The following is a 504-nucleotide window of genomic DNA, read 5'->3' on the forward strand; positions in this document are numbered from 1 at the left end:
GCGGCTTCGGCGTCGGCGACGGCGATCTCGCCGGCCTCGACGATGGAGCGTTTTTCGTCGGGATCGGGCAGGCCGGCGATCTTCTCGCCGACAGCTGACAGTTCCTGGTTTGCCTCATCCATCTGGCGTTCGAGGCGCATCCGCCGGTCGGTGAGATCGCGGATGGCGCGTTCCAGCTGGTTGCGGCCGGCAGCCGCCTCGGCGCGCTCGGCCGTCAGCGCTGTAAAGATGCGCTCGCTGTCGGCAAGTTTTGCCGCCGCCTCCTCGAAGGCCTCGCGGGTTTCCTCGGCATAACGGCCGGAATCGGCAAGGATTTCTGAAATCTCCGCCTCTTCGGCATCGAGCCTCGCCAGGATGACGGCATTATCGGCCACCAGCCGCTCCTCGCGGCTTATATCTTCCGCAAGCTGGGCGAGACGGCGGGTCAGCTCGTCGCGGCGGCGCAGGATGCGGCCGGCATCCTCCTCCAGCTGGCTTCTGGCGATCTGCAGGCGCTGCAGGGCG

At 67.3% G+C, this 504-nt stretch carries 1 pseudogene; it reads right to left on the bottom strand.

Features of this window, described 5'->3' with window-relative positions:
- Window positions 1-504 (bottom strand): annotated as a pseudogene (locus MOV76_RS39460) (chromosome segregation protein SMC); the annotation flags it as partial.

The organism is Rhizobium sp. PRIMUS64 (assembly GCF_023006465.1).
GTDB classification, from domain to species: Bacteria; Pseudomonadota; Alphaproteobacteria; order Rhizobiales; family Rhizobiaceae; genus Rhizobium; species Rhizobium leguminosarum.